The organism is Methylopila capsulata (genome assembly GCF_016907975.1).
In the GTDB taxonomy this organism is placed as follows: domain Bacteria; phylum Pseudomonadota; class Alphaproteobacteria; order Rhizobiales; family Methylopilaceae; genus Methylopila; species Methylopila capsulata.
This window is the reverse complement of sequence record NZ_JAFBCY010000001.1, coordinates 631,726-657,780: the sequence shown is the minus strand read 5'-3', so window position 1 is coordinate 657,780 and position 26,055 is coordinate 631,726. Positions and strand designations below refer to the sequence as shown.

Below are 26,055 nucleotides of genomic sequence, written 5' to 3'. Positions count from 1 at the left end.
GGGTATCCACGACTTGCGCGCGGCCCGCTCGACGGCTTTGTCGTGGATACCCGCGCGAAGGAGCGGCATGACGGCCTCGCCACCGGCGGCGGTTCATCTCCCGATGACTTCCGCGTCAGTCTCCCAGACGCCCCGCGAGGTCCTGCACGAACTGCCACGCCACGCGGCCCGAGCGGGAGCCGCGGGTGGTGGACCATTCCAGCGCATCGCGGCGGAGCTGCTCCGGATCGGCGGTGAGCCCGAGGTGGTCGACGTAGCCGGCGACCATCGAGAGATACTCGTCCTGGCTGCAGCGGTGGAAGCCGAGCCAGAGGCCGAAGCGGTCCGACAGCGAGACCTTCTCCTCCACCGCCTCGCCGGGGTTGATCGCGGTCGAGCGCTCGTTCTCGATCATCTCGCGCGCCAGCAGGTGGCGGCGGTTCGAGGTGGCGTAGAGCAGCACGTTCGCCGGCCGGCCCTCGACGCCGCCGTCCAGCACCGCCTTCAGCGACTTGTAGGAGGTGTCCTCGGCGTCGAACGACAGGTCGTCGCAGAACAGCAGGAAGGGGTAGGGGGCCGGCCGCAGCAGGCCCATCAGGATGGGCAGCGATTCGATGTCCTCGCGGTGGATCTCGACGAGCTTCAGCGGCGGCTTGCCCTCGGCGACCAGCGTGGCGGAAACGGTGGCGTGGGCGGCCTTCACAAGCGAGCTCTTGCCCATGCCGCGCGCGCCCCAGAGCAGCGCGTTGTTCGCCGGCCGCCCGCGCGCGAAGCGCAGGGTGTTGTCGAGCAGCTGGTCGCGGACCCGGTCAATGCCCTTCAGCAGCACGAGGTCGACGCGCGAGACCGCCGGCACCGGCTGCAGCCGCGTCTCGCCTGCGTTCCACACGAAGGCGTCGGCCGCGTCGAAGTCCGGCGTCTGCGTCTTCGGCGGCGACAGCCGGTCGAGCGCCTCGGCGATGCGCAGCAGCAGCGCGTCGCGGGTGTCGGTCGCGGGCATGGAGTAGAACGGGTCGGACACGGGGCTTGCCTCCGGGTTGCGCGGCGCGTGGGCGCGCGAGCTTGAGGCCGTCGTTATCGCGGGGCGGAAGACGCGTCCACAACGCGCCGGGCATGGCGGCTCCCCTGTCGCCGCCTGTTCGACGAAGGGCGCGGTCGCCTTCCATCCGAGCCGTGATTTGATTTCGTTAGGCCCGTGGCTATAGTCCGCGCGCTTTCGCCGGGGCGCGCGCTCCGGCTTTTCCGCGAAGGTTGAAGCCGGCTCCCCTGAGCGAGGCGCAAAACCCCGCCACCGGAGCCTAAGATGTTCAGCACTCCCGCTTTTGCCCAGGCCGCCTCGGGGGCTCCCGGCGGCACGGACTTCCTGATCCAGATCCTGCCGTTCCTGCTGATCTTCGTGATCATGTACTTCCTGATTCTGCGTCCGCAGCAGAAGCGGGTGAAGGCGCACCAGGAGATGATCAAGAACGTTCGCCGCGGCGACACGATCGTGACCTCCGGCGGGCTGATCGGAAAAGTGATCAAGGTCACCGACGATTCCGAGGTGCAGGTCGAGATCGCCGACAACGTGCGCGTGCGCCTGTCCCGCGCGATGATCGCCGAAGTCCGCGCCAAGGGCGAACCCGTAAAGACCGACGCGGCTTGATCGCCATCGATCAGGCTTGAGACGGCGAGGCCGCGCGACAGCATGCTCCATTTCTCCACCTGGAAAACGGCCGCCATCGGCGCGCTCTGCCTGCTCGGCGTCATCTTCGCGCTGCCGAACGTGCTGCCGCAGTCCGTCCGCGACAGCTACCCCAGCTGGTTCCCGGCCCGCACCATCGTGCTGGGCCTCGACCTGCAGGGCGGCTCGCAACTGCTTCTCGAAGTTGACGGCGAGGCCCTGAGGAAGAGCCGCGCGATCGGCCTCCAGGAGGAGGCGCGGCGCGTGATGCGAGAGGCCCGCATCGGCACCACCGGGATCGACCTCAACGGCATGACGGTCTCCGTCACGCTGCGCGATCCGAGCGACCTCGCCAAGGCGCAGGAGCGCCTGCGCGCGCTGGCGCAACCGATCGGAAGCTCGGCCTTCGCGCAAGGGACCGGCCAGCTCGACCTCGAGGTCGGCCAGCGCAACGCGAACGTCGCCACCGCGACGCTGACCGACCAGGGCCTCCAGGCCCGCGTCCGCCAGGCCGTCGACCAGTCGCTCGAAGTCATCCGCCGCCGCGTCGACCAGCTCGGCACGGTCGAGCCCTCGATCCAGCGCCAGGGCGCCGACCGGGTGCTCGTGCAGGTGCCGGGCCTCGCCGATCCGCAGCGGCTGAAGGACATCCTCGGCCAGACGGCGAAGCTCGAGTTCCGGCTCGTCGATCCGAACTTCCCCATCGGCCAGCCGCCCTCCGGCCCGCTGCCGGCGGGCTCGGAGCTGATGTTCGAGGGTGCGAGCAACGACAATCCGGGCATCCCGGTGGTCGTCGAACGCCGCGTGATCGTCTCGGGCGAGGACCTGACCGACGCCCAGCCGGGCTTCGACCAGAACAACCGCCAGCCGATCGTCTCCTTCAAGTTCAACACCCGCGGCGCCCAGGCCTTCGCCCAGGTGACGCGCGAGAACGTCGGCCGGCCCTTCGCCATCGTGCTCGACGACAAGGTGATCTCCGCGCCGCGGATCAACGAGCCGATCACCGGCGGCTCCGGCCAGATCTCCGGCAACTTCACCGTCGAGAGCGCGAACGACCTCGCCGTGCTGCTGCGCGCCGGCGCGCTGCCGGCCCCGCTCAACGTGGTCGAGGAGCGCACGGTCGGCCCCGGTCTCGGGCAGGATTCGATCACGGCCGGCACCCGCGCCACCTGGGTCGCCGCGATCTTCGTGATCGTGTTCATGTTCGCGACCTACGGCGTGTTCGGCTTCTTCGCGAACATCGCGCTCGTCGTCCACGTGGTGTTCATCTTCGCGCTGATGTCGCTGCTCGGGGCCACGCTGACCCTGCCCGGCATCGCGGGCATCGTGCTGACGATCGGCACCGCGGTCGATTCGAACGTGCTGATCTACGAGCGCATCCGCGAGGAGTTCCGCGCCGGCCGCACCATGGTCTCGGCGATCGAGAGCGGCTTCAAGCACGCCTTCGCGGTCATCGTGGACTCGAACTCCACCATGGCGATCGCGGCCATCATCCTGTTCCTGCTGGGATCGGGCCCCGTCCGCGGCTTCGCGGTGGTGTTCCTGCTCGGTATCCTCACGACCGTGATCACCGCCGTCACCATGACGCGCATGATGATCGCACTGTGGTACCGCCGCACCCGTCCCACCACGATGCCGTTCTGAGGGACGCCCGGTCATGCGTTTGATCCGACTGTTCCCCGACGACAGCAAGTTCCGCTTCGTCCGCTGGCGCGTGCTGAGCTTCCCGTTCTCGGCCTTCATCACCGTCACGACGGTCGTTCTGTTCCTGACCGTCGGCCTCAACTTCGGCATCGACTTCACCGGCGGCACGCTGATGGAGATGCAGGCGAAGTCCGGCCAGGCCGACCTCGCGACCGTCCGCTCGACCGCGCATTCGTTCGAGGTCGGCGAGGTCGAGGTGCAGGAGTTCGGCCAGGGCGGCCAGGTCTCCGTTCGCTTCCGCACCCAGCCCGGCGGCGAGGGCGCGCAGAGCGCGCTCGTCCAGAAGGCGCGCGCCGCCTTCGAGTCGAACTACGAGATCCGTCGCGTGGAGACCGTCGGTCCCCGCGTCTCGGGCGAGCTGGTGCAGTCCGGCACGCTCGGCGTGGTGCTCTCGATCGTGTCGGTGCTGGTCTATCTGTGGTTCCGGTTTGAGTTCAATCTCGCGCTCGGCGCCGTCATCGGCACGCTGCACGACATCGTGCTCACGGTGGGCTTCTTCCTGATCACGCGGGAGGAGTTCAACATGACCTCGATCGCGGCGATCCTGACCATCGTCGGCTACTCGCTGAACGAGACCGTGGTGGTGTTCGACCGCACGCGCGAGCTGCTGCGGAAGTACAAGAACATTCCGACCGAGGAGCTGCTCGACCTGTCGATCAACTCCACCATGTCGCGCACCGTGATGACCGCCACGACCACGGCGCTGTCGCTGCTGGCGCTGGTGCTGTTCGGCGGCCAGGCGATCCAGGGCTTCGCCAACGTGATGCTGTTCGGCGTGGTGATCTGCACCTATTCGGCGATCTTCGTCTCGACGCCGATGCTGATCTACCTCGGCGTCAAGACCTCCGCCCGCGCCGCCGCCGACGCCAAGGCGGAGGCCGACGCCAAAGCGGCGCAGGTCGGCGCCTGAGCCGATGGCGGCCCCCGACGACGGCCGCCACCTGCCGGGCGCGCATCTGATCGACGCCTACGGCGCCGGCGGCTTTCGCCTCGCCGACCTGTCGCATCGGGGATCGCTGCTGGCGCTGCCGTCCGGCATGTGGGCCTGGGGCGTGGCCCATCCGTCCGAGCTCGACGAGGCGGCCTTCGCGCGGGTGATCGCGGAGGCCAACGCGATCGACACGCTGCTGGTCGGAACCGGCGGCGACATCGCGCCGTTGCGTAAGCCGGTGCGCGAGGCGCTGCGGGCCGCGGGCCTCGTGGTCGAGACCATGGCGACCGGCGCCGCGGCGCGGACCTGGAACATCCTGATCGCGGAGAAACGCCGCGTGGCCGCGGCGCTGATCGCCGTCGCCTGACGCGGGCGTGGCCGGAGAGCCGCCTTTGACCGAGCCGTCCCAAGACCTGTCGAAGGACCCGGTGGGCAGCCTCGTCCGCGACCTCGACTTCGACCGCTACGCGGCGAGCCTGTTCGCCCCGGCGGCCGCCCGGCCGCATCTGGTCGCGCTCGCCGCCTACGATCTCGAACTCGCCCGCGTGCGCGACGTGGTCTCCGATCCCATGCCCGGCGAAATCCGGCTGCAGTGGCGGCGCGACGTGCTGGCGGAGCCCGAGCGGGCCGACGCGATGGCCGACCCCGTGATGCGCGCGCTCGAAGCCGCCATCCGCCACGGCGCCCTGCCGCGGCCGGCGCTGGACGGGCTGGCCGAGGCCCGCATCGCCGACCTCTACGACGATCCCATCGCCTCGGTCGACGAGCTGACCGCCCGGCTTGGCGAGACCCACTCCGTCCCGCTGCGCCTCGCGACGCTGATCCTCGCGGGCGGCAAGGACCCCGGCGGCGCCGACGTCGCAGGGCACGGCGGCGTCGCGCTCGGCCTCACGCGGCTGCTGGCGGCGCTGCCGGCGCAGGCCGCGCGCGGACAGCTGCTGCTGCCGACCGACCGCATGGCGGCGCATGGCGTGCGGCGGGAGGATGTGATCGCCTGGAAGGCGAGCCCGGGCCTCGCCGCTCTGCTTCGGGAGCTTTCGGGCCTCGCGCGCGGCCACCTCGCGAGCGCCCGTGCGGCCTTCGACGCGCTGGAGCCGGTCGCGGCGCCGGCGTTCCTCCCGCTCGCGGTGGTCGAAGGCGATCTGAAGGCGCTCGACCGCCGGGCCGACCAGCCGTTCGCGCCCCGCGCGCGGCCGGCGATCTGGCTCAGGCTGCTGCGCCTGTGGCGGGCGAGCAAACGCGCGCGGCCGTTCTGACGAGCCGTCTTACAGCCGCTCCAGCGCTTCCTCGTCCTCGTCCGGACCGAACGCCTCGAGCACAGGGACCGCGGCCTCGAGCATCGGCAGGATGTCGTCGATCTTGCTGGCGACGATGTAGGGCACGTCGAGGCCCTGGCGGATGAAGCCCTCGGCCTGCATGTGCTCGATGAGCGTCAGGAGCGGCGACCAAAAACCGTCGAGGTCGGCGATCAGGATCGGCTTGTCGTGGCGGCCGAGCTGCGCCCAGGTGAGCTGCTCGACCAGCTCCTCGAGCGTGCCGACGCCGCCGGGCAGCGCCACGAAGGCGTCGGAGCGCTCGAACATCAGGCGCTTCCGCTCGTGCATGTCGGCGGTAACCACGAGCTCCTGCACGTCGCCCAGCATCACCTCGCGATCGACGAGGAACTGCGGGATGATTCCCGTGACATGGCCGCCGTTGGCGAGGGTGGCGCGCGCGACGGCGCCCATCAGGCCGATGTTGCCGCCGCCGTAGACCAGCCGGACGCCGGCCTTGGCCAGCGCAACGCCCAGCGCCGTGGCGTTTTCAATGTGTTCGGGACGGGCGCCGGGGCTGGAGCCGCAATAGACGCAGACAGTCTGGATTCGGTTCATGCTTTGGATTTGGGGGTTGGACCATGGCGGGGTCAAGACGATCCGGCGAGGATCGGGCCGCTGCTTCGTCGCTCGATCAGCGAGACCAAAGAGTCGTGCACGCAGAACTAAGCCGTTGTAGGACAGTGCGATTGAAGTCTGTGTGACGGTCCGGCGGCGTGTCTCGGGCGGCGCGCGGAACGTTCGGGGACATGTGGGGACGATGGATCAGGCGGTGAAACGGGGCTTTGCGGCCGGCTTCGTGTTGGTCGCGGCGGCGGTCGGCGTCTATGGCTGCCAGCGCGCCTCGTCCCCGACCGCTCCGAACCGCCAGGCCGAGGCTCCCGCCGCTCCCGACGCCGCGCCCGCGCCGGGCGCCCCCTCCGCGGCGCTGAAGCCGCAGCCAGGCTCGCCGTCCGCCGCGCCGAAGGACACGGACGTTCCGACGCTCGCGGCGCCGTCCGGCGGGACCGCCGCCGCTCCGTCGCCGGCCGCCCCTGCGACCCGTGCGCCGGCCGATCCCGCCAAGCCCTCGTTCGACGTGGTCCGCGTGGAGCCCTCGGGCGAGATGGTGGTGGCCGGCCGCTGCGTCGCGAACTGCGCGGTGGCGCTGACCGCGAACGGCAGGACGCACGAGAGCGCCAAGGCCGACGCGCAGGGGCAATTCACGATGACGCCGGCGCCGCTGGCGCCCGGCGACTACCAGATCGGCCTCGCGGTGACGCAGCCGGACGGGAAGACCATCGTCTCCGACCAGACCCTCACCGTCTCGGTTCCGAAGCCGCCGTCGAAGGACGTCGTGGTGGTGCTGAACAAGCCCGGCGCGCCGTCGCAGATCCTGCAGCGCCCGGAGGGGACCCCGACCGACCCGAAGGTGGCGGGCGCGGCCGACGCCGCCGGTCAGTCGGCCTTCGCGCCGGCCGCCGCCTCGTCCGCGGCGGCGCCGGAGAGTGCCCGCGCGGCGGCCGGAGGCAAGCTCGCGATCGTGGCGGTCGAGACCGAGAACGGGCGGTTCTTCGCCCAGGGCTCCGGCCCGGCGGACGGGCGGCTGCGGCTCTACCTCAACAACGCGCCGGTCGCGTCCGCCACCATCGGCGGCGACGGGCGCTGGTCGCTCCGCGTCGAGCGCGGACTTGCGCCGGGCTCCTACGTCGTCCGCGCCGACCAGCTCGATCCGAAGAGCGCTGAGGTCGTCGCGCGCGCCGAAGCGACCTTCACCTACGCCGTCGCGCCCCTCGCGAGCGCCGCGACGGCCGACGAGTCCTCGGGAGCCCAGGCGCCGGCGGGCGCGGCCGCCGGCGCCGCGGCCTCGGATGCGCCCCGGACGGCCGCGGCGACGCCGGCTCCCGCCGCCTCCGACGCCGCGAACCCGGTGGTCGGCGCGATCGGCGCGGTGAAGGTCGAGCGTGGCGACAGCCTGTGGCGCATTTCGCGCTCGAACTACGGCGCCGGCGCCCGCTACACCGTCATCTACCAGGCGAACGACGGCCAGATCCGCAATCCGAACCTGATCTATCCCGGCCAAGTCTTCGTACTTCCGAACGAATCCGCTGACGGACAGACGCCGCCGGCGCGCCCCTGACGGCGGGAGGCCGCTGACCGCGAGACGGACCGCCCGCTTGCGGTTCGGCGTCGCGCTCCCTAACTGCGGCCTCACATGACCTTCGTGACCACCTCTTTCCCCCGGCCGCCGTCGCGCTCCGGCCGCCGCGCATGAGCGGCCTGGATCCGGCCGGCACGAAGGTGCGCGCGGAAGGCTTCGCCTTCTTCCGGACCATGCGCGCGCTGCAGCCCTTCATGTGGCCCGGCGACCGGCCCGACCTGAAGCGACGCATCGCAGTCGCGGTCGTGCTGCTGGTGCTGACGAAGCTCGTCACGGTCATCGTGCCCTACGGCTTCAAGTGGGCGACCGACGCGCTGACGCGGATCGCGAACGGCGAGGCGGCGCCGGCCGGCGAGGGCTTCGCGGCCTTCGCGCTCGGCGCGCCGATCGTGATGGTGGTCGCCTACGGGCTCGGCCGGGTGTCGATGGTCGGCCTCGCGCAGCTTCGCGACGGCATCACCGGCGCGGTCGTCATGCACGCCGTCCGCCGACTCGCGTTGCTGGTGTTCCGGCACATCCACCGGCTGTCGCTGCGGTTTCATCTCGGCCGGCGCACCGGCGCGATCAGCCGCATCGTCGACCGCGGCCGCAACGCGATCGAGACGCTGACGCGCACCGCGCTGCTGACCGTCATCCCGACGATCCTCGAGCTCGCGCTGGTGCTCGGCGTGCTCGCCTACCAGTTCGACTGGGTCTACGCGGCGGTCGTGGGCGCCATGGTCGTCGTCTACATCGGCTTCACCTACATGGCTACCGAGTGGCGGCTCGGCATCCGCCGCGCGCTGAACGAGAACGACACCGACGCCAGCGCCAAGGCGATCGACAGCCTGCTCAACTACGAGACGGTGAAGTACTTCGGCAACGAGGAGCGCGAGGCCGCCCGCTACGACCGGGCGATGGGCCGCTACGAGGCGGCCTCGATCCGCGCCTACACCTCGCTCGCCTGGCTGAACACCGGACAGGCGCTGATCTTCACTGCGGGCCTGACGGCGTGCATGGTGATGGCGGTCGGCGACATCCGCGCGGGCCGCAACACGGTCGGCGACTTCGCGCTGATCAACGCCATGATGATCCAGCTCTACGTGCCGCTGAACTTCATGGGGTTCATCTACCGCGAGATCAAACAGTCGGTCACCGACCTCGAGCAAATGTTTCGCGTTCTCGGCGAAGACCCTGAGATCGCGGACGATCCTGACGCCCGCCCGCTCGCCGTCTCCGGCGGCACGATCCGTTTCGAGAACGTGTCCTTCGCCTACGATCCCGAGCGGCCGATCCTGAAGGGCGTGTCGTTCGAGGCGCCGGCGGGCAAGACCATCGCGATCGTCGGCCCTTCCGGCGCGGGCAAGTCCACCATCTCGCGGCTGCTCTACCGCTTCTACGACGTCGGCTCCGGCCGCATTACCATCGACGGCCAGGACATCCGCCGCGTGACGCAGGAGAGCCTGCGCGGCGCGATCGGCATGGTTCCGCAGGACACGGTGCTGTTCAACGACACGGTCCGCTACAACGTGCGCTACGGCCGCTGGGACGCGAGCGACGCCGAGGTGGAGGAGGCGGCGCGGCTCGCCCAGATCGACGGCTTCATCCGCACCATGCCCAAGGGCTACGAGACGGAGGTCGGCGAGCGCGGCCTGAAGCTCTCGGGCGGCGAGAAGCAGCGCGTGGCGATCGCCCGCACGATCCTCAAGGCGCCGCCGATCCTGATCCTCGACGAGGCCACCTCCGCGCTCGACAGCGCGACCGAGATGGAGATCCAGGACGCGCTGGAGAGCGTCGCCCGCGGGCGCACCACGCTGGTGATCGCGCACCGGCTGTCGACCGTGGTCGCCGCCGACGAGATCCTGGTGCTGGAAGCCGGGCGCGTCGCCGAGCGCGGGACCCACGCGGAGCTGCTGGAGAAGGGCGGGCTCTACGCCAGCCTGTGGAACCGCCAGCGCGAGGCCGACCAGGCGCGCGAGCTGCTGGCGCGCATGGGCGAAGACGGGCCGTCGCGCGGCGGAGATGCGCCCGACGAGGAGCCCGCGCCGCGCCGCCCGGCGGCGGACGCGCTCGACGAAGACCTTCGGCCCGACGCGGCGGAATAGCCCGCCGGTTGCGGCGTCGCGGCCTTCCCGCCACTCTGCCCGGCGCTGCGCCGACGAGCGATTCCAAACCGCCAAGCCCGACCGAGCCCTTCCATGACCGCATCCGCCCGTAGCTGCCTCACGATCGTCCTCGCCGCGGGCGAGGGCACGCGGATGCGCTCCGACATTCCGAAGGTGCTCCACAAGGTCGCTGGCCGCTCGCTGGTGGGCCATGCGCTCGCAGGCGCGCTCGAAGCCGGCTCCGACGCGCTCGCGGTCGTCGTCGGACCCGGCCGCGAGGATGTGGCGGCCGAGGTCGCGGCGCTTGCGCCCGGCGCTCCGGTGTTCGTCCAGACCGAGCGGCGCGGCACGGCGCATGCGGTGCTCGCGGCGCGCGAGGCGCTGGCGGGCGGCTTCGACGACGTGCTGATCGTCTACGGCGACACGCCGCTCGTGCGGGCGGAGACGCTGAAGCGGCTGCGCGCACCGCTCGCCCGCGGCGCGGGCGTCGTGGTGCTCGGCTTCGAGGCCGGAGACCCGACCGGCTACGGCCGCCTGATCTCGGAGGGCTCCAGTCTGGTCGCGATCCGCGAGGAGAAGGACGCGAGCGACGCGGAGCGCGCGATCAAGCTCTCCAACGGGGGGCTGATGGCGATCTCCGGCGCCCATGCGCTGGCGCTGCTCGAGGGCGTCGGAAACGCCAACGCCAAGGGCGAGTTCTACCTGACCGACGTGGTGGAGGGCGCCGTCCGCTCCGGGCTCGCGGTCGCCGTCGAGGCGGCGCCGGAGGCCGAGGTGCAGGGCGTCAACGACCGCGCCCAGCTCGCGACCGTCGAGGCCGAACTGCAGCGCCGGCTCCGCGCGGCGGCGCTGGCCGGCGGCGCCACCCTGATCGCGCCCGAGACCGTGTTCTTCGCCCACGACACCCGGCTCGGCCGCGACGTGGTGGTGGAGCCCAACGTGGTGTTCGGCCCCGGCGTCACGGTCGGCGACGGCGCGGTCATCCACGCCTTCAGCCATCTGGAGGGCGCCGAGGTCGGCGCGGGCGTCTCCGTCGGGCCCTTCGCGCGGCTCCGGCCCGGCGCGCGGCTCGCGGCGAAGTCCCGCGTCGGCAACTTCGTCGAGGTGAAGAACGCCCGGATCGGCGAGGGCGCCAAACTCAACCACCTCACGTACGTAGGTGACGCCGAGGTCGGCCCGCGCGCTAACCTCGGCGCCGGCACGATCACCTGCAACTACGACGGCGTGTCCAAGTTCCGGACCGTGATCGGCGCCGACGCCTTCGTCGGCTCGAACTCCACGCTGGTCGCGCCGGTGACGGTGGGCGAGGGCGCCTATGTGGGCGCCGGCAGCGTCATCGTGGAGGAGGTGCCGGCCGACGCCCTCGCCATCGGCCGCGGACGCCAGGTCACCAAGGAAGGTCGCGCGGCGAAGCTCAGGGCGATGCAGAAGGCGAAGAAGGCGGGCGCGTAAAGGCGTCATCCCGGCGCGGCCTGCGGCCGTCCGGGATGACGCATACGCCGCCACATCCCGAAATCAGCCGTGATTTCGCGCGGCCTTCAGCCGCCGCTAACGAGAAGCTGTTAGAAGCGAGGCGCGGGACGGCTTCAAGGAGCGTGCGGACGGCATGTGCGGCATCGTCGGAATTCTGGGCAAGGGCGACGTCGCCCCGCTTCTGGTCGACAGTCTGAAGCGGCTCGAGTACCGCGGCTACGACAGCGCGGGCGTGGCCACGCTGACAGAGGGCCGCGTCGTGCGGGAGCGGGCCGAGGGCAAGCTCCGGAACCTCGAGGCCAAGCTGACGGCGACGCCGCTTCCCGGCCGCGTCGGCATCGGCCACACCCGCTGGGCGACGCACGGAGCGCCGACGGAAGCGAACGCACATCCGCACGCCACCGATCGCGTCGCCGTGGTCCACAACGGCATCATCGAGAACTTCCGCGAGCTGCGCGCCGAGCTGGAGGCGGACGGCGCCGTGTTCCAGAGCCAGACCGACACCGAGGTCGTCGCCCATCTCGCCTCCCGCGAGCTCGCGAACGGCGCGGCGCCCCGCGCCGCGGTGCAGACGACGCTGAAGCGCCTGCGCGGCGCCTTCGCGCTCGCCTTCATCTTCGCCGGCGAGGACGACCTGATCATCGGCGCCCGCCGCGGCAGCCCGCTCGCGATCGGCCACGGCGAGGGCGAGAACTACCTCGGCTCCGACGCCATCGCGCTCGCCCCCTTCACCGACAGCGTGACCTATCTCGAGGACGGCGACTGGGTGGCGTTGACGCGCAACGCCATCGAGATCTTCGACGAGACCGGCGCGACCGTGGTCCGGGCCGGGACGCGCGCGTCGGCCGCCGCGGTCATGGTCGACAAGGGCGCCCACCGGCACTTCATGGCGAAGGAGATCGCCGAGCAGCCGGAGGTCGTGGGCCACACGCTCGCCCGCTACGTCGACATGGCGAACGGCCGCATCCGGCTTCCCGAAGGCGGCGACGTCGACTTCTCCAAGCTCGATCGTCTCGCGATCTCCGCCTGCGGCACCGCCTATTACGCCGGCCTTGTCGCGCGCTACTGGTTCGAGAAGTTCGCGCGGCTGCCGGTCGACATCGACATCGCGTCGGAGTTCCGCTACCGCGAGCCGCCGATGTCGCCGGGCGGCCTCGCCCTCCTGATCTCCCAGTCCGGCGAGACCGCCGACACGCTCGCCACGCTCCGCCACTGCCGGGCGCAGGGCATGCGCATCGGCGCGGTCGTCAACGTGCCGACCTCGACCATCGCCCGCGAGGCGGATCTGGTGTTCCCGACCGTCGCCGGCGTCGAGGTCGGCGTGGCCTCGACCAAGGCCTTCACCTGCCAGCTCAGCGTGCTGGCCGCGCTTGTCGTCAAGGCGGGGCGCGACCGCGGCGTGCTGTCGGAGCTGGACGAGAGCAAGCTCGTGGCCTCCCTCGTCGAGCTGCCGCGGCTGATGGCCGAGGCGCTCAGGCTGGAGCCCGAGATCGAGCGGCTCGCGCCCGCCTTCGCCAAGGCCCAGGACGTGCTCTACCTCGGCCGCGGCACCAGCTTTCCGATCGCGCTCGAAGGCGCGCTGAAGCTGAAGGAGATCTCCTACATCCACGCCGAGGGCTACGCCGCGGGAGAGCTGAAGCACGGGCCGATCGCGCTGGTCGACGAGAATATGCCGGTCGTGGTGCTGGCGCCGTTCGACCACCTGTTCGAGAAGACCGCCTCCAATATGCAGGAGGTCGCGGCGCGCGGCGGCAAGATCGTGCTGATCACCGACGAGGAGGGCGCGGCGCACGCCGGCGAGACCTTCGCCACGCTGGTCTGTCCCAAGGCCTACGCCTTCGTCAGCCCAATGCTCTACGCCGTGCCGATCCAGCTGCTCGCCTACCACACCGCGACCTTCATGGGCACGGACGTCGACCAGCCGCGCAACCTCGCGAAATCCGTCACGGTGGAGTGACGCGAGGGGCGCACGCGACCGGTCGAGCGCCGGCGCGCTGGCCGCGGCGGCAGTGACAATTGTCCTATGGCGCGGCAGATCGCACAAATGTGACCTAGTCCGTGGCCAATGCATCAACGAAGCGGCAACCAATCTGTCCCAGGAGCCGCCTTGGATCGCCCGCTTAGGCCGCTACCGGCGGCGCGCGCCGACCCGCGCCCCACTCTGACGGAGCCGCTCGATGATGAACCTGACCATACGCCAGCGGATTTTGACGAGTTTCCTCGCCATGCTCGCGATCCTCACCTGCGTGGCGGCCGTCGGCTATTTCGGCCTGGAGGAGACGAAGCGGCAGGCGACCGCGGTCGAGCAGCACACGGTTCCGGCGCTGACGTCGAGCCTTCGCATGATGGCCGCATGGTCGGAGGCGCGAGGGCTGCTGCGTGATCTGGCGTCGCAGCCGACGCCGGCGGACCGGAGCCGCGTCGTCGACGCCATCCTCGCGAACCGGGCCGTCGTCGAGCGTCTGATGTCGGCCTACCAGGCGACCGTGGACAGCGACGAAGACCGCCGCAACTACGAAGCCCTGCGGGATCTCACAGGCCGGTTCTTCCAGCTCGAGGACGCGACGCTCGCCCGGGTGGCGGACGCCGGTCCGGAGGTCGATCTCCGCGCCATGATCGGACGGGATCTGGAGCCGCCGCTCGCGAACATCCGCGCCGCGCTCGAGACCACCAACAGCTTCAACCAGAGCGAGGCCGACCACGAGACGCGAACGATCGTGTCCGTCGTGTCCACCGCGGAACTCGGTCTCGTCATCGGCTTCGTCGTCGCGCTCGTCCTGTCGATCCTCTGCGGCTATACGCTTTTCCGGTCGATCACGGTTCCGCTCGGCAAGCTGTTGCGCATGGTCCGGGTCATGCGCGAGGGCGACTTCAGCGAACGGCTGACGCTCTCCCGCGCGGATGAGTTCACCACCCTGGCCGACGGCTTCAACGCCATGGCGGACGAACTCGCCACGCTGATCGGCCAGGTCCAACGGTCGAGCATCCAGGTCAACACGTCGATCACCGAGGTCGCGGCCACGTCCAAGGAGCAGCAGGCCACGGCGAGCGAGATCGCGGCGACCACCACCGAGATCGGCGCGACTGCGAAGGAGATCTCGGCCACGTCGAACGAACTGGTGCGGACCATGGACGAGGTCTCGGCGGTCGCCGAGCAGACGGCGAGCCTCGCAGGCGGCGGCCAGGCCGGGCTGTCGCGCATGGAGAGCACCATGCGCCACGTCATGGAGGCGGCCGGCGCGATCAACGCCAAGCTCGCGGCGCTGAGCGAGAAAGCCAGCAACATCAACCAGGTCGTGACGACCATCACAAAGGTCGCCGACCAGACCAATCTCCTGTCGCTGAACGCTGCGATCGAGGCCGAGAAGGCTGGCCAGCACGGCCGCGGCTTCTCGGTCGTCGCGACCGAGATCCGCCGGCTGGCGGATCAGACAGCGGCCTCGACCTACGACATCGAGCAGATCGTGAAGGACATCCAGTCCGCCGTCGCCGGCGGCGTGATGGGCATGGACAAGTTCTCGGAGGAGGTGCGGCGCGGCATGCTCGACGTGCAGCAGGTCGGCGGCCAGCTTTCCGAGATCATCCAGCAGGTGCAGGGGCTCGTGCCGCGCTTCGAAATCGCCAACGAAGGCATGCAGGCCCAGGCGGTCGGCGCGGGCCAGATCAGCGATGCGCTGTCGCAGCTCGGGGAGGCGGCGCAGCAGACGGTCGAGTCGCTGCAGCAGTCCACGCTCGCCATCGACGAGCTCAATCACGTGTCGACCGGGCTGCGCAGCTCGATCGTCCGCTTCAAGCTGCGCGCCTGAGAGCCCGGGGTCAGCCCATGCTGTTCCTGATGTTCCACATCGGCAGCGATCGCTTCGTCCTCGACGCGGAGCAGGTCGAGCGGGTGCTGCCGCTGATGGAGGCGAAGAGCCTGCCGGGCGCGCCCCCGGAGGTCGTCGGGGTCATCAACTACCGTGGCGCGCCGACGCCTCTGATCGACCTCAGCCGCGTCGCGTTGGGGCGGCCCTCAAAGCGGCTGATGAGCACGCGGATCATCCTGGCGCGCTACCCCGGGGAGCGGGAGAGCCATGACCGGCTGGCGCTCTGCGCGGAACGGGTGATCAAGACGATCCACCGCGACCCCGCCGATTTCGTCGCCACCGGCGTCGAGGCCGGCTCGCCCGCCCATCTCGGGCCGGTCGCCTCCGACGCGGACGGCTTCATCCAATGGGTCCGGGTCGAAGCGCTGCTCGCCGACGAGGTCCGCGACCTGCTTTTCCAGCGGGCGGAGGCGTCCGCATGATCCTGGACGAGGTCGGCAGGCTGCTTCGCGAGGAGATCGGCCTGCATGTCGCGAGCGTCGGCGGGGCGGTGGTCCAGTACGCGGTGAAGACGCGTATGGCCGCCTGCGGTTTTCCGGAGCCGCTCGACTATCTCCAGCGGCTTTCGAGTTCTCGGCAGGAAATGCAGGAGCTGATCAACGCGGTCGTCATTCCCGAGACCTGGTTCTTCCGCGACCGCGAAGCCTTCGTCGCCATGGTCCGGCACGCCCGGGCGCACCGCAGGCCTGGAGCGCCTCTCCGCATGCTGAGCCTTCCCTGCTCGACCGGCGAGGAACCCTATTCGCTCGCGATGGCGATGTTCGACGCGGGCTTCGCGGCGTCGGATTTCACGATCGACGGCGTCGACATCTCGACGCGGAACATCGCCGCGGCGACCCGCGCGGTCTATGGCCGAAACTCGTTTCGCGGGGCCGACATCGCCTTCCGCAGCCGCCATTTCGAGGCCGTCGAGGGCGGCCACAGGCCAAGCGCCGCCGTGCTCGACCAAGTGACGTTCAAGGCCGGGAACCTGTTCGACCCGGCCGTGACGCCTCCGGTCGAGGCCTACGACGTCATATTCTGTCGGAACCTCCTGATCTATTTCGACCGCGAGCTGCAGCAGCGCTCGATCGGGCGGCTTCGGCAGATGCTGGTTCCAGGCGGGCTCCTGCTGGTCGGGCCGGCGGAGTCGAGCCTGCCGACGCTCCACGGCTTCGTGTCCGCCCGCACCCCGCTCGCCTTCGCCTTCTACAAGCAGGACGCGGCGCCCCCCGCGGAGCCGCGCCCGGGTCCGTCGAGGCCGCGGCGCGCGTCTCCGCCGGCCGTCGCCCGCGCCGGCGGCGTCCGGGCAGCGGCGAGCCGACCTGAGGCGGGTCCGAAGCCCGCCGCCCGCTCGGCGGCGCCCGTCGAGGCGCCGGGCGCCGCCGAGCTGAGCCTGACGGCGATCCAGCGCGCGGCCGACGCCGGGCGGCTGGACGAGGCGAAGCGGGAGGCGCTCGCGCATCTGGCGGCTTTCGGACCATCCGCCGACGCCTACTACCTGCTCGGGCTCGCCCACGACGCCAGCCAGGCGATCTCCGAGGCGATCGAGAACTACCGCAAGGCGCTCTATCTTTCGCCGGACCACCGCGAGACGCTGGCTCACCTCGCGCTGGCTCTGGAACGCCGGGGCGACGGGGCGGGCGCGAAGGTGCTTTCCGATCGCCTCGGGCGCATCGCGGATAGGAGCAGGAGCCAATGACCGGCGCGGGCGGAGGCGGCGGGCCGGGCGGATCGTCCAAAGCCGCCAGCGCTGAGATCGCGGGCGGGCTGCTCGAGCGCCCGCTGCCGGCGGGGTACTGTGAGGACTGGGCGCGCCATTTCGCCGGGCTCGAAAGCGAGGGCGCCGCGGAGGACGAGGGCGCCGACCGCGCGGCGCTGCTGTTCCGCATCGGCGACGAGTGGCTGGCGCTGCCGACGGACCACCTTCACGAGGTCGCGCAGCCGCGCCGCACGCACTCGCTTCCGCACCGTCGGGACGAACTGGTGCTCGGCATCGTCAACGTGCGCGGGGAACTGCTCGTCTGCGTGTCCTTGGCGGCCCTGCTCGGGATCTCCGCCGCCGGGACCGCGGAGGCCGGCGAGCGCTCCAGGGCGGGGCCGAGGCTCGTCGTGATCGGCCGCGACGGCCGCCGCGCGGCCTTTCCGGTCGACGAGGTCCACGGCGTCCACCGCTACGCCGCGCGCGACGTGCTCGCCTTGCCGGCGACGATCGGCAAGGCGGCCTCCTCCTACGCGGTCGAGATGATCGCGTGGAGCGGGCGCGCGATCGGCCGGCTGGACGATGCGTTGATCCTGGAAACGCTCGATCGGAGCATGTCGTGAGCGGCGAGGACCTCAGCCAGTTTTCGATGCTGGACCTCTTCCGCGCCGAGCTCGACGCGCAGTCGCAGGCGCTGACGGCCGGGCTTCTCGCGCTCGAGCGCGACCCGGTCGCCCCCGATCATCTCGAAAGCTGCATGCGGGCCGCCCATTCGCTGAAGGGCGCCGCGCGCATCATCGACCTCGATCCGGCCGTCCGCGTCGCCCACGCCATGGAGGAGTGCCTGGTTGCGGCGCAGCATGGCCGGCTGCGCCTCACGCACGACCACATCGACACCCTGCTGAAGGGCGTCGATCTGCTCGCGGTCGCCGCCTCCGAGCCGCCGGCCGGAGGCGCCGGCGCGGAGCCGCAGATCGTCCAGTTTCTGCAGGCTCTGGAGCGGGCCTCGAACGGCGGGGCGGCGGCGGACGCCGCGCCTGCGGGCGAGCCCCGCGACCCGGGACCGCCGGCGCCGCTCGTTCCGCCCGCCCTGGAGCCTCCGCCGCAGGGCGCAGCGGGATCGGACCGCATGGTCCGCATCACCGCGCAGGCCATGAACAGGCTGCTCGGTCTGGCGGGCGAATCGTTGATGGAGGCGCGTCGCCTGCGCCCCTTCGCCGACCGCCTGGTGCGCCAGAAACGGCGTCACCACGACCTCGCCAAGGCGGTGGACGGACTGCGCGCGGCGCTGGGGCCGATCGATCCGGATGATCGGACCGCCCGCGCGCTGGCCGAGGTGCAGGACAAGCTCGCCCAGAGCGAGGACTTCCTCGTCGAACGCCTCGCGGAGCTCGACTCGATCGACCAGCGCGCGACCGACCTCGCCAACCGGCTCTACACCGAGACCCTGTCGAGCCGCATGCGGCCGTTCGAAGACGGCGTGCGGCACTTCTCCCGCGCCGTGCGCGACCTCGCCAGGTCGCTGGGCAAGGAGGCGCGGCTGGAGATCGTCGGGGGCGGCGCCGGCATCGACCGCGACATCCTCGACCAGCTCGACGCCCCCCTCGGCCACCTGCTGCGCAACGCCGTCGACCACGGCCTCGAAACCCCCGACGAGCGCGTCGCGGCGGGCAAGCCCCGCGAGGGGGTGATCCGGCTCGAGGCCCGGCACCACGCCGGGCTGCTTCAGGTGATCGTCGCCGACGACGGCCAGGGCGTCGACGTCGAGCGGCTCCGGCACGCGGTGCTGGCCAACGGCCTCGTGACGCAGGAGACGGTCGGCGACCTCGGCGAGGCGGAGCTGCTCGAGTTCCTGTTCCTGCCGGGCTTCTCCATGAAGACGATGGTGAGCGACGTCTCCGGCCGCGGCGTGGGGCTCGACGCCGTGCAGAGCATGGTCAAGCAGGTCCGCGGGCTGACGACGGTGTCCTCGACCGCAGGCGAGGGGACCCAGTTCCAGCTGCAGCTTCCGCTGACGCTCTCGGTGATCCGGACCCTGCTGGTGGAGATCGCCGACGAGCCCTACGCCCTCCCGCTCACGGGGATCACCCGCACGCTGAAGCTGCCGCGGGCGGACATCGAGGTGCTGGAGGGCCGGCCGCATTTCCGGTTCGGCGAGCGGCAGGTCGGGCTGATCACGGCCCACGAGATCCTCGGCCGCGGCGACGCGCGGTCGGACGCCGCGGAGCTGTCCGTGGTGGTCCTCGGCGAGGGCGAGACGGCCTACGGCCTGATCGTGGACCGTTTCCTCGGCGAGCGGGAGCTGGTCGTGCGGCCGCTCGACCCGCGCCTCGCCAAGGTCAAGGACATCAGCGCCGCCGCGCTGATCGAAGACGGGTCTCCGGTGCTGATCATCGACGTCGACGATCTGCTCCGCTCGGCCGAGAAGATCGCCTCGTCCGGCCGGCTGCGCACGCTGCAGCGCGCGTCGGCCACGGCGGACCGCGCGCGCCGCAAGCGGGTGCTGGTCGTGGACGACTCGCTCACGGTCCGAGAGCTCGAACGCAAGATCCTCGACCATCACGGCTATGAGGTGGAGGTGGCGGTCGACGGCATGGACGGCTGGAACGTCGTGCGGTCCGAGCCGTTCGATCTGGTGGTGACCGATATCGACATGCCCCGCATGGACGGCATCGAACTCGTCACGCTGATCAAGCGCGACGCCCGGCTGCGGGGCGTGCCCGTGATGATCGTCTCCTACAAGGACCGCGAGGAGGACCGCCGGCGCGGTCTGGACGCGGGCGCGGACTACTACCTCACGAAGGGCAGCTTCCACGACGACACGCTGATCCACGCCGTGGTCGACCTCGTCGGGCCGGCGTCGGGGTGAGCGGCCGCCGGGGGGAGGGGCCCGTGGCGGCCTCAGGGGACACGGCATGAGAATCGGCGTCGTCAACGACCTGCCGATGGCGGTCGAGCTGCTCCGCCGGATCGTCGCTTCGGCGCCCAGCCATCAGCTCGCCTGGACCGCGGCCAACGGCCGCGAGGCGGTGGAGGCCTGCCGGCGCGATCGACCGGACCTCGTGCTGATGGATCTGACGATGCCGGAGATGGGCGGCGTCGAGGCGACGCGCCAGATCATGGCGGAGACGCCGTGCCCGATCCTGCTGGTCACGGCGAGCATCGACGCCAACGTCCCCGGCGTGTTCGAAGCCATGGGCCACGGCGCTCTCGACGCGGTCGACCTGCCGTCGGTCGGCCCGACCGAGACCTTCGCGTCGCAGGTCTCCCTGCTGCTGACGAAGATCACGATGATCGGCAAGCTGACGGGCGAGCCTCCTCGACCGCGGCGCCGGACCGACGCCGGGGGCTCCGCCGCGCGGTCGGCGCGCAAGCTCGTGGTGATCGGCGCCTCCGCCGGCGGCCCCGCCGCCGTCGCGACGCTTCTGGGAGGATTGCCTGAAGATTTTCCTGCGGCTGTGGTGCTGGTCCAGCACGTCGACGAGAAATTCGCTTCGGGGCTGGCCGACTGGCTGGGGCTGCACACCAAACTGCCGGTCCGGCTGGCGCGGGAAGGCGACTGCCCGGAGACGGGTGTCGTCCTCGTCGCATGCACCAGCGACCATCTTGTGTTCAAGTCATCTTCCGAACTAAGCTACGTAGCGGAGCCGCGTGATTATCCATATCGGCCGTCCGTAGATGTGTTCTTCGAGAGCGCTGCGGCCAAATGGCAAGGTCAAGTGTTCGGCGTTTTGCTTACCGGGATGGGCCGGGACGGAGCTCACGGACTCAAATCACTTCGAGACAAGAATCATCTCACTATTTCGCAGGACCAGGCTACCAGCGCGGTCTACGGCATGCCGAAGGCCGCCGCCGCGCTTGGGGCCGCCGTCGATATCCTGCCGCTGAGCGCGATCGCGCCGCGGCTCGTCGTGGCCTGCGCGCTGAAAGCCTGAAAGGCGGCGTATGACCCAGGAACAAGATCCCATCGCGATGGTCGTGCCGCCGTTGGCGGACAACTACCTCTCGATGGTTCTTCTGGTGGACGACCAGGTGCTGATCTGCGAGGCGGTGCGGCGGGCGCTGGCCGACGAGCCGGACATCGATCTCCACTACTGCACCAATTCCGGCGACGCCGTCCGCACCGCGCAGGAGCTGAAGCCGACGGTGATCCTGCAGGACCTCGTCATGCCGGGCATCGACGGGCTCGATCTGCTGCGCACCTACCGCGCGACGCCGTTGCTGCAGGCGGTGCCGGTCATCGTCCTGTCCGCGAAGGACGAGGCGAGCACCAAGAGCGACGCGTTCCGCGCCGGCGCGAACGATTACCTCGTCAAGCTCCCGGACCGGATCGAGCTGATCGCCCGCATCCGTCACCAGACCCGCGCCTATCTCGACCACGTCCAGCGCGACGCGGCCTACAACGCGCTGCGCGAGAGCCAGCGCCAGCTGATGAACGCCAATCTGGAGCTCCAGAGGCTGACGCAGATCGACGGCCTGACCAACCTCGGCAACCGTCGCTACTTCAACGAATACATGCAGGCGGAATGGCGCCGCGCTTTGCGGAGCGAGGCGTCGATCGCGGTGCTGATGATCGATGTCGACCGCTTCAAGGGCTACAACGACGCCTATGGCCATCTGGAGGGCGACGAGGTGCTGAAGCGGCTCGCCGCGATCATCAACACCGGCGCGAGCCGCGCCAGCGATCTCGCGGCGCGCTTCGGCGGCGAGGAGTTCATCGTGGTCCTGCCCGGGGCGACGATCGAGGGGGCCAGCGCGGTGGCGGATCGCCTGGTCCGAAGCGTGCGCGAGCTGAGCATTTCGCACGGCGACGGCTTCGTCACGATCAGCGTCGGCGTCGCCGCCATGGTTCCGAGCGTCGGCACATCCGCGCGGGACCTCGTGAACGCGGCCGACGTCGCGCTGTTCCGCGCCAAGGAGGCCGGTCGGGACAGGGTGGAGCCGTACGACGGGAACTGAGGCGCCGGCCGCAAGGCTGTCCGCGACGCGGTTCCGCCCATAGCCCGAAGCGGCTTGCCTTTTGCGTCGCCGCACGGTCGTGCTAGGGCTGGATTGCGGCCGACAGGGGGCGAAGTCGTGGTTATGTGGCGGAGAACGGGGGGCGCGTTGCGCGGGCTGCTGCTCGCGTATCTGCTCGTCCTCCAGGCTGCGCTCGGCGGTCTCGCCCTCGGCTCTCAGCCCATCTCCGCCGCCGCGGCGGACGTCCATTGCGGATCCTGGAGCGGACCGGCCGAAGGGTCGGGGAAGGGCCACGCGGCGCTTCCCGGATGCTGCGTCGCCGGCTGCCTGATGCTGGGCGCCGTCATGGCGCCGCCGCCGTCGTTCCCTGCGACGCCCGTCGCGGGCGACGACCACATCGTCCGCGCGTCCGCCGAGGCTCAGGCCGCAGCGCCCGCCCTCTTCGAACGTTCCCCACGCAGCACGCGAGGCCCGCCGGCCGAGGCCTGACGCGCGCGGCCTCGGGCCGCCCGTCTCCTGCCAGCCGCCAGTCCTGCCGCGCGACACGACCGTCCGCGGCCCCGTGTTCGCGTGGAGCTTCCCGTGCCTCGTCTTCTGTCCGCGTCGGCGCCTTTCGGCGCGCGGCGACCCATTCTCATGTCGTCCACCGCCTGCCGCGCGGTCGTGCTCGCAACCCTCGGCGCGGCCTCGATCTCCGCCGCCTCCGCCGAGGACAGCGGGGCGATCGCCCTCGAGGAGATCAGCGTCCAGGGCGAAGGCTCCGCCGTGAACGACGGCTCGCCGGGCCAGATCCTCAAACGCAGCACGGAGGCCGCGAGCCGGCTGGGCCTGACCGTGCGCGAGACGCCCGCGATGGTCGACGTCATCACCCAGGACCGCCTGCAGGAGCAGGGCAGCCGCTCGTTGATCGAGGCCTACATGTCGGCGCCCGGCGTCGTCGCGGGCAACCTGCCGGGCGAGCCCGGCGTCACCGCGATCCGCGGCTTCTCGCGCGGCGCGGTGGGCTACTCCGTCGATGGCGTCCGGGCGATCGACCCGCTGATCGCCTCGCGCAACTACGACAGCTACAGCTTCGATCGCATCGAAATCCTGAAAGGGCCGGCCTCGGTGGTCAGCGGCTCCGGCGCGCTGGCGGGCACGATCAACCTCGTCACCCGCAAGCCCGAGCTGGGCGTGACCAAGGCCGACGCGCTGCTGAGCTACGGCTCGTTCGACACCGTCCGCGCCGGCGCCTCGTTCAACGCTCCGATCTCCGAGAACGCGGCGGCGAGCGCCAGCGTGCTCTACGGCCGCTCCGGCGGCTATGTGAACGACACCGACAGCGAGAACGTGCAGGTCACCACCGGCCTCACGCTGAAGCCGACCGACCGCCTGACGATCACCGCGGCCTTCGACTACTTTCGCGACGATTTCTCGACCGCCTACTTCGGGACGCCGCTTATTCCCCGCGACGCCGCACGCAATCCGAGCGGCGCGGTCTCGGCGGGCGATCTCGTGCTCGATAAGTCGATCTGGAAGAAGAACTACAACGTCGACGACGGCGTGATGAAGTCCGACGCGATCTGGGCCCGGACCGGCGCCGCGTTCCAGCTCACCGACCAATGGACGCTGAAGAACGATTTCGCCTTCTACAGCGCCGACCGGCTGTGGCGGAATTCTGAGGACTACACGTACGATCCTGAGGCGCCCGATCCTGAGAAGCCTCTCAGACGGGGATTGACGCTGATCAGCCACGATCAGCAGTCCTGGACCAACCGGACCTCTGCGAACTTCGATGGGGACATCGGCGGGCGCCGCAACCGGTTCGTCGCGGGTTTCGAGTACATGCGGACCGAGTTCGGCTCCAAGCGACGCTTTGGTTCGACGACCTTCGTCGATCCGTTCAATCCGGATCGCGGCGACTTTCCTGACGCCACGGCCGGCTTCGACACGCGCCAGAACTTCGACAGCACCGTCGACAACTCCGCGGTGTTTCTCGAGAACGCGCTGAACATTACGCCGGAATGGATCGTGGTCGCGGGCCTGCGGCATGACTGGATCGACCTCGACCGGAAAGTCCGCGATCTGAACGCCGGAACGACGACGACGTTCGGCAACGACTATTCGTCCACCACATGGCGGCTCGGCACGGTCTACGACCTGACGCCGGAGGTCAGCCTGTTCGCGCAGTACACCACCGCGATCAGCCCCGTTTCCGGCCTGCTGCTCAGCAACTCGACCCGGGCGGGACTGGACCTGACGACGGGGAAGTCGATCGAGGCCGGCGTGAAGACCTCGCTGCTCGGCGGCCGGCTGCTCGCGACCGCCTCGGTCTATCAGATCGAGCAGCACGACATCATCCGCACCTATACCGGCGGCGTCACCGAGCAGGGCGGCGACCAGCGCTCCCGCGGCGTCGAGTTCGACGTCTCCCTTGCCGTGACCGAGCAGTGGAAGATCAACGCCAACGCAGCGATCCTGAAGGCGGAGTTCACCAAGCTCGACGAGACGGAAATAATCAACGGGAAGCTCGAGTCCGTCAGCCGCAAGGGCAACCGCCCGCTCAACGTGCCGGAGCAGACCTTCAACCTCTGGACGACCTACCGGCTGGCCTCGGTGCCGGTCACCTTCGGCGCCGGCGTGCGGCATGTCGGCGATTTCTACACCGACAACGCCAACACCATCCGCGTGGACGGCCGCACGCTGCTGGACGCCTCGATCGCCTACGACGTCCCCGTCGGCGGCACGCTCACCCTGCGCGGCCGCAACCTGACCAACAGGTTCTACGCGGAGTGGTCGGGCTACAGCTCCACGCAGGTCTATGTCGGCGCGCCGCGCAGCTTCGACCTCACCTACAGCGTGAAGTTCTGAGGGAGGCGACGATGGGCTGGCTCTCGCACCCCGCGACCTACCGCGCCGTCTGGCGCTGGCATTTCTACGCCGGGCTCATCGTCGCGCCCTTCCTGCTGATCCTCAGCGTGACGGGCGCGATCTACCTCTTCAACGACGAGATCAACGACGTCCTGCATGCCGAAAAGCGCATCGTCGCGCCCCATGCGGAGACCCTGCCGCTGAGCCGCCTGATCGCCGCCGCAGAGGCGAGCGTCCCGGGCGGGAAGGCGACGCGCATCGACACCTGGGGCGCGCCGGACCGGAGCGCCGAGGTGTTCGTCACCGCCGGCGACGGAACGGCGCTCCGGGCCTTCGTCGATCCCGGGACCGGCGCCCCGCTCGGCGCCTACGTCTACGAGCGCACGCTGGTGGGCTTCGCCGACCGCTTCCATGGCTCGCTGATGCTGGGGACCTTCGGAGACGGCGTGGTGGAGCTGGCCGCCTGCTGGGGTGTCGTGCTGATCGTCACCGGGCTCTACCTCTGGCGGCCGCGCGGCGTCCGCGGCGTCGCGGAGGCGCTGACGCCGCGGCTCCGCGCGCGGGGGCGGCCGTTCTGGAAGAGCCTGCATGCGGTGATCGGGGTCTGGACCGCAGGGCTGATCCTGTTCCTGATCCTCACGGGCCTGCCCTGGGCCAACGTCTGGGGCACGCTGCTCAGGGCCGGCGCCGACGTCGCGGAGGTGGGCTATCCGACCAGCCACCGCAACCACGGCTCCGTCCCGGCCTCCGGCCAGACCCTGCAGCAGGCGACCGGCGAGGCGCCCTGGACGCTCGAGAATGCGCCGATGCCGTCCTCCGGCGACCACGCCGCGCATCACGGCGCCGCCCACGCCCCGCCGGCGGACCCTGAGGCGCGGCCGATCGGCGTCGACCGCGCCGCCGAGGTTCTGGCCGCGGCCGGCATGGCCCATCCCTACCGGCTCTCGCTGCCGAACGGCCCGGCCGGCGTGTTCTCCGCCTACACCTATCCCGATCAGCCGCAGGGGCAGCGCACGATCCAGATCGACCAGTACTCCGGCCGCATCCTCAACGACGTCGGCTTCCAGGATTACGGGCCCGCGGCGAAGGCGGTAGAGCTCGGGGTGCAGCTGCACATGGGGAACTACTTCGGCCGGGCGAACCAGATCGTGATGCTGTTCGCCTGCCTCGGCGCGGCGGCGCTGTCGATCTCCGGACCGGTCATGTGGTGGCGCCGGCGGCCCAAGGGCGGGCTCGCCGCGCCGCGTCCGCTGGCGCCCGCCCGCGCGCGAACGGTCGCGCTGATCACGCTCGGGCTTGGCGTCGCCTTCCCGCTGGCGGGCGCCTCGCTGCTGGCGGCGCTGGCGATCGACCATTGGGCGGGCCGCCGCCGCGCGGAAGGGTAATCCCGCCCGGCGGCGTTGCCCGGCGGT

General features: G+C 70.6%; 21 protein-coding genes. 19 read left to right on the top strand and 2 right to left on the bottom strand.

Annotation, left to right across the window (positions count from 1 at the left end; genetic code table 11):
• Positions 1-115: 115 nt before the first annotated feature.
• Positions 116-979: an ATP-binding protein gene (locus tag JOD31_RS03095; protein WP_204949325.1), complete on the bottom strand. Its 864-nt coding sequence runs from the start codon at positions 977-979 to the stop codon at positions 116-118.
• A 303-nt stretch (positions 980-1,282) separates the two neighbouring features.
• Between JOD31_RS03095 and yajC the strand changes: the two genes are divergently transcribed.
• From yajC to JOD31_RS03070, 5 genes are read left to right on the top strand one after another with little or no spacing between them, the layout of a single operon-like run.
• Positions 1,283-1,624 carry a preprotein translocase subunit YajC gene (gene yajC, locus JOD31_RS03090; RefSeq protein ID WP_020184710.1) on the top strand — a complete coding sequence of 114 codons (342 nt, stop codon included), beginning with the start codon at positions 1,283-1,285 and terminating at the stop codon, positions 1,622-1,624.
• 42 nt (positions 1,625-1,666) lie between these two features.
• A complete protein-coding gene (gene secD, locus JOD31_RS03085; RefSeq protein ID WP_204948832.1) occupies positions 1,667-3,286 on the top strand; it encodes a protein translocase subunit SecD in 1,620 nt (539 codons plus the stop codon).
• Positions 3,287-3,299: 13 nt separating this feature from the next.
• Positions 3,300-4,256 (top strand): protein translocase subunit SecF, encoded by a 957-nt coding sequence (gene secF / locus JOD31_RS03080; RefSeq protein WP_204948831.1) that lies wholly within the window; start codon positions 3,300-3,302, stop codon positions 4,254-4,256.
• A 4-nt stretch (positions 4,257-4,260) separates the two neighbouring features.
• The gene (locus tag JOD31_RS03075) at positions 4,261-4,644 is read left to right on the top strand and encodes an Mth938-like domain-containing protein (RefSeq protein ID WP_204948830.1); all 384 of its coding nucleotides are present in this window, start codon (positions 4,261-4,263) and stop codon (positions 4,642-4,644) included.
• 25 nt (positions 4,645-4,669) lie between these two features.
• Entirely contained in the window at positions 4,670-5,533 is an 864-nt protein-coding gene (locus JOD31_RS03070; RefSeq protein WP_204948829.1) for a phytoene/squalene synthase family protein, read from the top strand.
• Between the two features lie 9 nt (positions 5,534-5,542).
• On the opposite strand, the gene JOD31_RS03065 is transcribed toward JOD31_RS03070, so the two are convergent.
• On the bottom strand, positions 5,543-6,148 hold the full coding sequence (locus JOD31_RS03065) for an LOG family protein (protein WP_204948828.1): 606 nt from the start codon (positions 6,146-6,148) through the stop codon (positions 5,543-5,545).
• 214 nt (positions 6,149-6,362) lie between these two features.
• On the opposite strand from JOD31_RS03065, the gene JOD31_RS03060 reads away from it, so the two are divergent.
• The 14 genes from JOD31_RS03060 (at position 6,363) to JOD31_RS02995 (ending at position 26,028) form a co-directional block, all read left to right on the top strand.
• Positions 6,363-7,709, top strand: a complete 1,347-nt coding sequence (locus JOD31_RS03060; RefSeq protein ID WP_204948827.1) for a LysM peptidoglycan-binding domain-containing protein — start codon at positions 6,363-6,365, stop codon at positions 7,707-7,709.
• Between the two features lie 131 nt (positions 7,710-7,840).
• Positions 7,841-9,814, top strand: a complete 1,974-nt coding sequence (locus tag JOD31_RS03055) for an ABCB family ABC transporter ATP-binding protein/permease (protein ID WP_204948826.1) — start codon at positions 7,841-7,843, stop codon at positions 9,812-9,814.
• A gap of 93 nt (positions 9,815-9,907) precedes the next feature.
• Positions 9,908-11,266: a bifunctional UDP-N-acetylglucosamine diphosphorylase/glucosamine-1-phosphate N-acetyltransferase GlmU gene (gene glmU / locus JOD31_RS03050; protein ID WP_204948825.1), complete on the top strand. Its 1,359-nt coding sequence runs from the start codon at positions 9,908-9,910 to the stop codon at positions 11,264-11,266.
• Between the two features lie 154 nt (positions 11,267-11,420).
• Entirely contained in the window at positions 11,421-13,244 is a 1,824-nt protein-coding gene (gene glmS, locus JOD31_RS03045; protein WP_204948824.1) for a glutamine--fructose-6-phosphate transaminase (isomerizing), read from the top strand.
• A gap of 220 nt (positions 13,245-13,464) precedes the next feature.
• Positions 13,465-15,093: a methyl-accepting chemotaxis protein gene (locus JOD31_RS03040; protein ID WP_204948823.1), complete on the top strand. Its 1,629-nt coding sequence runs from the start codon at positions 13,465-13,467 to the stop codon at positions 15,091-15,093.
• 17 nt (positions 15,094-15,110) lie between these two features.
• Positions 15,111-15,575, top strand: a complete 465-nt coding sequence (locus tag JOD31_RS03035; protein ID WP_204948822.1) for a chemotaxis protein CheW — start codon at positions 15,111-15,113, stop codon at positions 15,573-15,575.
• A complete protein-coding gene (locus JOD31_RS03030) occupies positions 15,572-16,834 on the top strand; it encodes a CheR family methyltransferase (protein WP_204948821.1) in 1,263 nt (420 codons plus the stop codon). Before JOD31_RS03035 ends, JOD31_RS03030 begins: the two co-directional genes overlap by 4 nt.
• Positions 16,831-17,457, top strand: coding sequence for a chemotaxis protein CheW (locus tag JOD31_RS03025; RefSeq protein WP_204948820.1), 627 nt, complete (start codon positions 16,831-16,833; stop codon positions 17,455-17,457). Before JOD31_RS03030 ends, JOD31_RS03025 begins: the two co-directional genes overlap by 4 nt.
• A complete protein-coding gene (locus tag JOD31_RS03020; RefSeq protein WP_271206151.1) occupies positions 17,454-19,703 on the top strand; it encodes a hybrid sensor histidine kinase/response regulator in 2,250 nt (749 codons plus the stop codon). The genes JOD31_RS03025 and JOD31_RS03020 overlap by 4 nt, the downstream gene beginning before the upstream one ends.
• A 46-nt stretch (positions 19,704-19,749) precedes the next feature.
• The gene (gene cheB / locus JOD31_RS03015; protein ID WP_204948819.1) at positions 19,750-20,769 is read left to right on the top strand and encodes a chemotaxis response regulator protein-glutamate methylesterase; all 1,020 of its coding nucleotides are present in this window, start codon (positions 19,750-19,752) and stop codon (positions 20,767-20,769) included.
• Between the two features lie 10 nt (positions 20,770-20,779).
• Positions 20,780-21,793 (top strand): diguanylate cyclase, encoded by a 1,014-nt coding sequence (locus JOD31_RS03010; RefSeq protein ID WP_271206150.1) that lies wholly within the window; start codon positions 20,780-20,782, stop codon positions 21,791-21,793.
• Between the two features lie 147 nt (positions 21,794-21,940).
• A complete protein-coding gene (locus JOD31_RS03005; RefSeq protein WP_204948818.1) occupies positions 21,941-22,282 on the top strand; it encodes a hypothetical protein in 342 nt (113 codons plus the stop codon).
• Between the two features lie 147 nt (positions 22,283-22,429).
• On the top strand, positions 22,430-24,643 hold the full coding sequence (locus JOD31_RS03000; protein ID WP_204948817.1) for a TonB-dependent receptor: 2,214 nt from the start codon (positions 22,430-22,432) through the stop codon (positions 24,641-24,643).
• An 11-nt stretch (positions 24,644-24,654) separates the two neighbouring features.
• Positions 24,655-26,028: a PepSY-associated TM helix domain-containing protein gene (locus JOD31_RS02995; protein WP_204948816.1), complete on the top strand. Its 1,374-nt coding sequence runs from the start codon at positions 24,655-24,657 to the stop codon at positions 26,026-26,028.
• The last annotated feature ends 27 nt before the right edge of the window (positions 26,029-26,055 follow it).

Excerpts from the sequence above, each read along its gene's own strand:
- JOD31_RS03095 (WP_204949325.1), bottom strand. The coding sequence starts at position 979 with ATGCCCGCGACCGACACCCGCGACGCGCTGCTGCTGCGCATCGCCGAG.
- yajC (WP_020184710.1), top strand. The coding sequence starts at position 1,283 with ATGTTCAGCACTCCCGCTTTTGCCCAGGCCGCCTCGGGGGCTCCCGGC.
- secD (WP_204948832.1), top strand. The coding sequence starts at position 1,667 with ATGCTCCATTTCTCCACCTGGAAAACGGCCGCCATCGGCGCGCTCTGC.
- secF (WP_204948831.1), top strand. The coding sequence starts at position 3,300 with ATGCGTTTGATCCGACTGTTCCCCGACGACAGCAAGTTCCGCTTCGTC.
- JOD31_RS03075 (WP_204948830.1), top strand. The coding sequence starts at position 4,261 with ATGGCGGCCCCCGACGACGGCCGCCACCTGCCGGGCGCGCATCTGATC.
- JOD31_RS03065 (WP_204948828.1), bottom strand. The coding sequence starts at position 6,148 with ATGAACCGAATCCAGACTGTCTGCGTCTATTGCGGCTCCAGCCCCGGC.
- JOD31_RS03055 (WP_204948826.1), top strand. The coding sequence starts at position 7,841 with ATGAGCGGCCTGGATCCGGCCGGCACGAAGGTGCGCGCGGAAGGCTTC.
- glmU (WP_204948825.1), top strand. The coding sequence starts at position 9,908 with ATGACCGCATCCGCCCGTAGCTGCCTCACGATCGTCCTCGCCGCGGGC.
- glmS (WP_204948824.1), top strand. The coding sequence starts at position 11,421 with ATGTGCGGCATCGTCGGAATTCTGGGCAAGGGCGACGTCGCCCCGCTT.
- JOD31_RS03040 (WP_204948823.1), top strand. The coding sequence starts at position 13,465 with ATGATGAACCTGACCATACGCCAGCGGATTTTGACGAGTTTCCTCGCC.
- JOD31_RS03035 (WP_204948822.1), top strand. The coding sequence starts at position 15,111 with ATGCTGTTCCTGATGTTCCACATCGGCAGCGATCGCTTCGTCCTCGAC.
- JOD31_RS03030 (WP_204948821.1), top strand. The coding sequence starts at position 15,572 with ATGATCCTGGACGAGGTCGGCAGGCTGCTTCGCGAGGAGATCGGCCTG.
- JOD31_RS03025 (WP_204948820.1), top strand. The coding sequence starts at position 16,831 with ATGACCGGCGCGGGCGGAGGCGGCGGGCCGGGCGGATCGTCCAAAGCC.
- cheB (WP_204948819.1), top strand. The coding sequence starts at position 19,750 with ATGAGAATCGGCGTCGTCAACGACCTGCCGATGGCGGTCGAGCTGCTC.
- JOD31_RS03010 (WP_271206150.1), top strand. The coding sequence starts at position 20,780 with ATGACCCAGGAACAAGATCCCATCGCGATGGTCGTGCCGCCGTTGGCG.
- JOD31_RS03000 (WP_204948817.1), top strand. The coding sequence starts at position 22,430 with ATGTCGTCCACCGCCTGCCGCGCGGTCGTGCTCGCAACCCTCGGCGCG.
- JOD31_RS02995 (WP_204948816.1), top strand. The coding sequence starts at position 24,655 with ATGGGCTGGCTCTCGCACCCCGCGACCTACCGCGCCGTCTGGCGCTGG.